Genomic DNA, 8,241 nt, shown 5'->3' on the forward strand with positions numbered 1-8,241 from the left:
GCTCAACAGCGTGCGCATGTTCCCCGCTTCGTCTCTTCTGACTGAGTATTTCGTGCCGCTGTTGCGTGCATAAACCACCACCGTCGCGGCCGTGTCCCCCATGTCCTGTCGATCGACCGCTGACCGTACGGCCAGGGAGAGCTTTCCAAGCTGTGCTGCGACCGTGACTTTCTTGACCTGCTCTGGCGCGAGCTGCAACGATACGGTACGCGCTACCTTGCCGGCCGTGGCGTTGCTGGCCGAGCCACCTTGCACGATCTCCTGGTCAACCGCGACAATTCGAACATTGTGAGCAACGGTTTCGCTCAGCGTGCCATGCTGGTAGTCTGGATTTGGCTTCTCGGCCACCGTCGTCGACTCCTGGGTCAACACGACGTCCACATAGTCACCCGGCCAGATCAGGCCCGAGACACCAGACGCGGCGTCGACGTTGATGCTGATGGCACGGGTATCCGGCTCCAAGACGCTGGCGAGAAAGCCGCGTTCGCGCGGGCGCAAAATGTCTTTGGACGTGACGGGACTGCCAGTGTCGAGGAAGTTGCGAACCAGAGATCCGCGAAGTCCGATCTTCGCGTCGGGGGTATCACGGATCGCCTCTGTCGGAACACTACCCGGCGGCGACGAGCGTACCTCGAAATCCTCGTCGCGCGCCAGTGTCCCTCTCGGTAGCGGGTGTGCCGCGACAAAGTACCCGACAGTGGGAGGCGCCGGAATGCTCTCCGTGACCTGTGCGACCGGGACCTGCGCTTTCGGCAAGTTCATGCTGTAGGCGATGAGCCCGAGCGCGACGGTCGCGAGCATGAACACCATGATGATCGAGAGGCGCAAAGCGGATGACATGTCAAAGTCCTTTGCTGAAAACGGTCCAGATACCACCGCACGCTATGGCAACCCCGTAAGGTAGCGGTGCGTGTCGCAAATGGCGCCAACGCTCGACCGCGTAGACGCGGCGTACGAGCGACGATCCGGCGGGTGCCAGCCTGGGATATGGAAGGAGGCGCATCATCAGATGCACCAAAGCAAGAACGCCACCGGCCAGAGCGGTGACGGTCAACAACTGAATCACGCCTGTCAGCGGGAGACCAATCGCCAAAGCAACCAGCAACTTGACGTCGCCGCCGCCAATTTTGCCGAGTTGGTAGATGCCGAACAGCAGCAGGAACAGGATCGCAGCCACGATCAGCGACTGGGTAAGCTGCATTGGGTTCGCCAATTGACCCGCGATCCCGAGGATCGCCAGAGCTAGACAAATCTCATTTCGGATCAATCGCGCCGCGATGTCGGTCGTCACGACATAGAGCAACAACAGGAGTTCGAGAAACGAGGTTATGGGAACGATCCAACTCATCAAATGCACGCCTTAAACAATGTAGTGACAGATCTCCCGTGCCTCCATGGGCCCAGACGGCTGTGTTAGCTTCCGACGGCAGCGCTGATAGCGGCGCTGATCGTGTTGACCCCGCTCGTCAGCACCGTCGCGACAGCTCCACCAGCGCCTGTACCGAAAGCAGCACTCACTGAACCGACGATACAAGCCGCCACCATCACGTACTCGAACGACACCACGCCATCCCTGTCCGTGCGCAGACGCTTCAACGCGTCCGTGGACTTAGCGCGATACCGCAGCATGGGAGAGAAATCCTTATTTGGGCCGAGGCTGTGGCAGCAATCCAATTCATGAATGCATGCCACAGAAAGCGGGGGGCAGATTCCGATGCCCCCCTCTGGGGCAAGATGCCCGTATTACACGGCCGCAGTGAAAGCCGTGGTGATAGCGCTGATCCCGCCAGACAGAGCCGTCGCGATAGCTCCACCGGCTCCGGTACCGAACGCAGCAGTCACCGCGCCGATGATGCAGGCCGCGACGATGATGTACTCGAACGACACCACGCCGTCCTGGTCCTTGCGCAGACGCTTCATGGCTTCCGTGGTCATGATGAAATAATGCAGCATCGGAGAAATCCCTTCTCTTGAGGTGACAGACATCGGAACGCTTGTTGACGAAAAAACCCCTGCGCCAACTAGGCTCATTTATAATGGCCCGCCCGAAGGTTTCGCGTGCTCCGTAGAGTTGTGCTGCGGATCAAAGGGGGTACCCCTCTCCCCCGTTAACCATTCGCCGGCCGGCCGGAGTTCGATCGACGCGCGACGGCGCGTCCCGAGCACTCGGCCGTAGCCGAGCTGGCCCCGCGACGCTTTGGCGCTTGATGCACCTCTTTCGCCGATGAATCGGTGAAAGAATTGAAGCGCATATCGCTGCGGCTATCGGCGCATCGCGACGCAGGCTGCAGGCATTGCGTGCACCCTGAACGACAGGAATTCTCTGACCGCCTTGTCCGGTCCCGCCGTGAAATGGGCCGTCGCGAAAGCGATCGTTCCGTCAGGCTGGATCATGTATCCTGGGAGCGTGAGCAGCAGCAGCGCGATCAGATGCTGGATCGCAAGCTCATCATCTGCCGCGGATGCTGAGGTAGCCCGGTCACCTCACGCTCGCCTGCCTAGGCCTTCTCGCCACCCGATGTCGCCTCTGCGCGCTTCGCCGCCTCCAGTTCGTCAATCGTCGCAGGCGTCTGTGCAGCCTTTCGCCATTGCGCGGGGGTGATGCCCATGTGGCTCTTGAACGCCCGCTGGAACGCCGCCTCGGACAGATATCCGACCGCTTCGGCCACCGCTCCGGTCGAGAGCGAGGATTTCCTCAGTTCGTTCGTTGCCAGCGTCATGCGGATGTCGGTCAGCAGTTCGCTCGGCGAACGTCCGACCTTCTCCTGGAATTGACGGGCGAGCGTCGCACGCGACATGTTGGCGAGCTGCGCGAGTTCGGGCAGCGTCCATGCGCGCGCGGGCGCATTGAACATGGCCGCGACGACCGGCGCGAGGCGCGGGTGACCTGCGAGCGCGAGCAGTCCGCGCGGCGCGTCCCCGGTCTCGCTGGCGAGGCGCAGCACGAGCGCGAACATCGCCGTCGACAACGCGTTCAGCATCGCGCGGCCACCCAGCTGATCGTCCGCGGTCTCGCCGCGCATCAAGGCCACGAGGCCTGCAAGCTGCGCCGCCGTGTCCCGCTCTCCGGCCTGCGCGCCGGCCTTTACGATCAGCACCGGCGGCAGATAGTCGCGAAGCAACCGGTCGTGCGGCGGGGCGATCGAAAAATGTCCGCACAGCAGATCGAGCCGGGCGTCCGAGCCGGGATTCTCGCTGATCGTGAAGTTGAGTGACGCGCGGTTGCGGGCCTTCAACGGCGCAGCTCCGCTGCCGTCGTGCATGACGTGCCGGGGATTGCGCGGCAGCAGCAGAATGTCGCCGGCCTCGAGTGGCAGCGGCCGGCCTCCCGCCGGATCGTCCAGCATCGCCGAGCCTGCAAGCACCGCGTGGTACGGGATTTCGTTGGCCTCGCCCGGCCCCTGCTCGATCCGCCAGGGGGCGCCGTAGGAGCAGCGCAGGTCCAGACGGCCGCGCACCGGCATCATCTCGAACAGCCGGCTCAGCCAATCCATCGTGTTCCCCTCTCGATGTGCAACATGAGACGATTGGGCATATATACAAGCATATCAGGCATTCAACATCTCATATCGCGACCATATTGTCACTCCGCGATCGTTCACCACCCGAACCAAGGAGTGCCATCATGTCCCGTCTTTCCGTCCCGAACCTCGAAACTGACGCCGGCCCCTCCGGCCAGGTCTATGCCCAGATCAAGAAGGCCATCGGCAGCGTGCCGAACACCTTTGCGGCCATCGCGGCCCATGGCCCCGCTGCGCTCAAGGCCATGCTCGCTGCCGACGCTGTGCTCGCGTCCGGCGGACTGACCAAGTCCGACAAGGAGATCATCAAGCTCGTCATCAGCGAGGCCGCCGGCTGTGACTATTGTGTCGCCGCCCACAGCCATCTCGGAAAGCTCGCCGGCCTGGCGCCGGAAGTGCTGAAGCAAATCCGCGATGGCCAGCCCACCGGTGATGCCCAGCGCGATGCGCTGGTCGCTTTCGTCGACAAGCTTGCGCGCACCAGCGGCACCGTCAGCGACAAGGATTTCGCCGCGATCAAGGCCGCAGGCTACAGCGACGCCCAGCTCGTCGAGATCAGCCTCGCCTTTGCCACCACCGTGTTCACCAACGTCTTCAACCGCATCAACGACACCGAGATCGACTTCCCGGCGGTCGCCTGACGCGACCGCGGCCACGTCAATCATCTCACATCAGGGATCACGACCATGACCATGCTTGCCAACACCCGCACTGCCCAAAATCCTCTCGTTCGCGCCCTGCAGGGATCCGGCCTGCTCGCGGAAGATCTCGACTACCATCTCATTCGCGCCTCGATGGTGATCATGTTCTTCTTCTTCGGTTACCAGAAGTGGTTTCCGTACGAATTCGAACGGCTGGTCCCGTTCATCAGCAACGGCCCGTTGATCTGGTGGCTCTATCCCGTGTTCGGCCACGCCGGCGCCAGCTATTTCCTCGGCGTTTCTGAATGGACCTTTGGCGCGCTGCTGCTCGCGGGCTTCTGGAGCCACCGGCTTGGCGTGCTCGGCGCTCTCGGCTCGACCGGCACCTTCATCGCAACCGTGACCATCATTCCCTTCATGCCGGAAGGCTGGGACCTCGCCGCGGGAGGCTTCCCTGCGATGACGGGCAACGTGCCCTTCCTGATGAAGGACGTCGTGCTGCTCGCAGTCTCCTTCTATCTGCTCAGGCAGGATGTGGTTCGCCTGACGCGGTAATCAACCGCGGCTGCATCTGCTCGCGGCCCATCGCGGACCTCTGCCTCGTCCCCGTCTGACCGCATGCCGCGCACTTCCGCCGATGCTGTTGCCTACCTCGTGGTGAGCAACAGCATCGCAGCAATGGTCCCTGTGCACGCGATAGCCTCGCGCAAGCGAGAGGCTCGGCTATTCAAGGATTTCCCGACCGCCGACAAACAACAATTGTCGCAACTTCTACACCAGCTTTCCAACGCCTTGGATCACGCTGACTGGGAGCACTAACGGATCCCACAGCAGCGGCAGTGGGGTTGTTTGGCATCATTTCCGAGCTGGCGACGCGAATTCCTGCCGCCGCGAACCTGGGGCGACAAGGAAGATCGTACCTGCAAGGATTTGGATCGGCTGCTCGTGGTGCGCCGGTTCTCATTGCCATGGTCATTGTCGATCGGGGTCAACCTGCCACTGCGACGACCGGCTTGGCCTTCGGTGCCTTGTCGGCGTTCTTGGACCAGGACCTGTAGTACGCCAGCGCGGTCATCATCAGGATGCCGGCAATGCTGACCACGATCTGCATCCAGATCGCGCCGGAGATCTCGACCAGCACGACGTGTGCGGCGAAGGACAGGAATATACCGGCGCAGAACACTTCGAGCGACTGCTGACCGCATTTGATCGCGGGCCGAAAGATCGCCCATTCCAGCCCCGGCCAGTCGCGCGGCAGCAGACGAACGACGAAGAACGCGAACACGACGAAGTGCAGGAGGCGATAGGGCGCGAGGTTGGTCTTGTCGTTCGGATTGAAGGCGCCGTAGATCTCCGGCGGAATCAACGACCGCAGTTCGTCAAACCGGGCCGCCATTGTCATCACCAGGGCGAACAGAAGATAGCCGATGCCGAGCACCAGCGCGGCACGTGACCGGATGAACGGCATCGCCTGCGCCGATCCGCCGAGCGCAAACCAGGCCCCGAACGTGAACAGAAACTGCCATGCGAACGGATTGAAATACCAGACGCCGGCTGGATAGGCCGAAACGTTCCAGCCGAAGTGCCTGGCCGCCAAATAGAGCAAGGTCGAAGCGGCCAGGGTCATGTTGGGTCTGCGCAGCATCAGCCAGAGTATCGGCGGGAAGACGCCCATCAGCACGATGTAAAGCGGCAGCACGTCCATGTTCACCGGCTTGAAGCGAAGTATCAGCCCCTCGAACAGGAACTGCGCGGGATGTTCGAGGAAGCCGCGTATGTTGAAGTCATCGGTGAAGCCGGAATCACCATAGCTCTGCGCGACATATCCGATTTCGGCGAGATAGAGCACGAAAAGGAAGACGTGCGCGACGTAGATCTGCCAGACCCGCTTCAGAAGCCTCGTTGCGCCGATGATAAACCCGCGTTCGAGCATCATCCGCGCGAAGACGAAGGCAACAGTGTAGCCGGAAATGAAGATGAAGAGATCCGCAGCGTCGCTGAAGCCGTAATTCCGCGTTGTCACCCAGTTCACGATGTTGTTGGGGATATGATCGAGGAAGATTCCCCAATTGGCGACACCTCGGAACAGGTCCAGCCGGAGATCTCGGCCTTTGGTCGGGAGCGTCGCGAGAATCTTCATCGTCAATGCACCGAAGCTCGAACACGCGGCATCTCTTCCGCCGACGACCCGCCTGCGCAGCGCCTCCGTTTACGACGTCCAGAGCCCGCCCCGGCATTTCGACGTGATCGCTCCGAGCATAACGGCCCAAGACTGCCGGTATTGTACATTCGTGCGCATGTTGGATGTGAGATCAACAGAAAGACAAGGGACGAGGCCGGCGGAACAACCCCGACTTTCAATTTGCCTCCGGAAAATGCCATCCTGTCCATGAGTCACGACGCGCGACGCGATTGCGCGAGGCAGGTCTCGATGGTGCCCGCCTGTCCATCGACTCGAACCAGCAGCACCCCTCGGCCGGTCTCTGGAGCTCATTGGGACTGCGAACTCTTGCCACACGAATCGACGGAATTGCCCTGGACCTCTTATGCCTGGCTCGCACGGACGGATGCTCGGCAACGATCGGCCGAACATCCGGTTTCGACCTCACCACCGCGTTGGCCTGAGGGTCGACGTCCGGCTGATCCGTCCTTTCATCGGGCACACGCTCGACCAGGTCCGGGGCCGGCGCCACATCGACGGACGGGGGAAAGAATGTCGGCTGGCTGGTATCCAGGACGACCTTCTCCGGCCATTTGCGCGCGGATTCGATCCGGATGGCCGCCGCGCCGATGCTGTCCGGCCGATCGGGAAATCTGTCCGGCAGCTCCGGCAAGGACCGGCCGGCGATCAGCAGAAGAACGGCGAGTGCGCCCCCGACAACCGCAAGATACCTCGCCATGGGCAAAGCCGATGGCTCCGGCGATTTCGGTAATCTCGATCGACCCATGACGGCAATGCTTGGCCGCTCTCATGCTGCGCGGCGAAGCGATCGGGCTGCCACACTGCTGCTGAGGGACGGCGACCCTCGACTAGAGGAAATTCTCCTTCACCATCTCCCAGACGTCTCCTCCGCGGCCATGCAGGACGGCACGCGCGGAATAAAGCGCCATCCCGACAGCAGGTTCGACCTGCATGAATGGCGGCATGACGAGCTGCATCGGGTTGACGTGCACGTGCAGAAGCGCTGGTCCCGGCTGCGCCAGCCAGTCCTTGACCGCGGTCTCCAATTCGTCCGCGTGCGAAATGGTCTGGCCCCAGAGACCCAGCGCGCGCGCGACACCTGCGAAATTCGGATTCTTCAACTTCGTGAAAGTATCGAGCATGCCCTCCGCCTTTTGCTCGATCTCGACAAAGCCGAGCTTGCCGTTGTCATAGACGGCGATCTTGATCGGCAACTCCTGTTGGACGATCGTCATCAGGTCTCCGAACAGCATCGATATCCCGCCGTCGCCCGCCATGCATACGACTTGCCGGCCGGGTTCTGCCTTCTGGAGCCCGATGGACGACGGCATGCCGTTGGCCATCGTTCCATGAAGCAGACTCGCGAAAATGCGACGCCGCCCGTTCGCCTCGATATGGCGATAGGCCCAGGCGGCCGGAGTGCCGTCATCGGCCGTGAACAAAGCATCCTCTGCCGCATGGCGACTGATCACCTGTGTCAGATGACTTCCGGGAATGCTGCCATCGCGACCGGCAGCAACCTTGGCCCGTTCAGCTTCCCGATATGTCGCGTAGCGCTTGACATACGCGCTTCGGTACGAGGCGTCGGTGCGCTCGACCAGCTTCGGCAGCAATGCCTCCAGCGTCGCCTTCACGTCGCCGACGACGCCCTTCGTGATCGGATGACGCCGTCCCAGATGAGTCGGGTCGATATCGACCTGCACGATCTTTGCCTTGTCCGGGTAGAATTGCCGCCAGGCAAAGTCTGCGCCCAGCATCAGCAACGCGTCGCAGTCCAGCAAGGCGTGGTACCCGGCCTCGTTGCCGAGCATCCCGGTCATTCCGATATTGTAGGGATTGTCAAACTCGAGAAAATCCTTGGCCCGCGACGTATGCGCGATCGGCGCCTTCAGCCTGT

Annotated in this window: 10 protein-coding genes; 2 read left to right on the plus strand and 8 right to left on the minus strand. The window is 61.9% G+C overall.

The window, feature by feature from the left end; genetic code table 11:
- The 6 genes from cpaB to ACXJL8_RS26655 all read right to left on the minus strand — a co-directional run.
- Positions 1-840, minus strand: an 840-nt coding sequence (gene cpaB / locus ACXJL8_RS26630) for a Flp pilus assembly protein CpaB (RefSeq protein WP_456685875.1), incomplete at its 3' end; no start/stop codon positions are given.
- A gap of 1 nt (position 841) precedes the next feature.
- Positions 842-1,348, minus strand: a complete 507-nt coding sequence (locus tag ACXJL8_RS26635; protein WP_456624266.1) for an A24 family peptidase — start codon at positions 1,346-1,348, stop codon at positions 842-844.
- A gap of 65 nt (positions 1,349-1,413) precedes the next feature.
- Entirely contained in the window at positions 1,414-1,629 is a 216-nt protein-coding gene (locus tag ACXJL8_RS26640; protein ID WP_456624265.1) for a hypothetical protein, read from the minus strand.
- Positions 1,630-1,743: 114 nt separating this feature from the next.
- The gene (locus ACXJL8_RS26645) at positions 1,744-1,953 is read right to left on the minus strand and encodes a hypothetical protein (RefSeq protein WP_456624264.1); all 210 of its coding nucleotides are present in this window, start codon (positions 1,951-1,953) and stop codon (positions 1,744-1,746) included.
- A 309-nt stretch (positions 1,954-2,262) separates the two neighbouring features.
- Positions 2,263-2,394, minus strand: a complete 132-nt coding sequence (locus ACXJL8_RS26650) for a hypothetical protein (protein WP_456624263.1) — start codon at positions 2,392-2,394, stop codon at positions 2,263-2,265.
- Between the two features lie 104 nt (positions 2,395-2,498).
- Positions 2,499-3,464: an AraC family transcriptional regulator gene (locus ACXJL8_RS26655; protein WP_456685876.1), complete on the minus strand. Its 966-nt coding sequence runs from the start codon at positions 3,462-3,464 to the stop codon at positions 2,499-2,501.
- 161 nt (positions 3,465-3,625) lie between these two features.
- On the opposite strand from ACXJL8_RS26655, the gene ACXJL8_RS26660 reads away from it, so the two are divergent.
- Together ACXJL8_RS26660 and ACXJL8_RS26665 are read left to right on the plus strand one after the other, a co-directional pair.
- Positions 3,626-4,162 carry a carboxymuconolactone decarboxylase family protein gene (locus tag ACXJL8_RS26660; RefSeq protein WP_456624261.1) on the plus strand — a complete coding sequence of 179 codons (537 nt, stop codon included), beginning with the start codon at positions 3,626-3,628 and terminating at the stop codon, positions 4,160-4,162.
- 45 nt (positions 4,163-4,207) lie between these two features.
- Positions 4,208-4,717: a YkgB family protein gene (locus ACXJL8_RS26665; RefSeq protein WP_456624260.1), complete on the plus strand. Its 510-nt coding sequence runs from the start codon at positions 4,208-4,210 to the stop codon at positions 4,715-4,717.
- Between the two features lie 433 nt (positions 4,718-5,150).
- Here the strand turns inward: ACXJL8_RS26665 and ACXJL8_RS26670 are convergent, their stop codons facing one another.
- On the minus strand, positions 5,151-6,302 hold the full coding sequence (locus ACXJL8_RS26670; protein ID WP_456624259.1) for an OpgC domain-containing protein: 1,152 nt from the start codon (positions 6,300-6,302) through the stop codon (positions 5,151-5,153).
- Positions 6,303-7,192: 890 nt separating this feature from the next.
- Positions 7,193-8,236 (minus strand): thiamine pyrophosphate-dependent enzyme, encoded by a 1,044-nt coding sequence (locus ACXJL8_RS26675; protein ID WP_456685877.1) that lies wholly within the window; start codon positions 8,234-8,236, stop codon positions 7,193-7,195.
- Positions 8,237-8,241 lie beyond the last annotated feature (5 nt).

This window comes from Bradyrhizobium sp. P5_C11_2 (assembly GCF_054049755.1).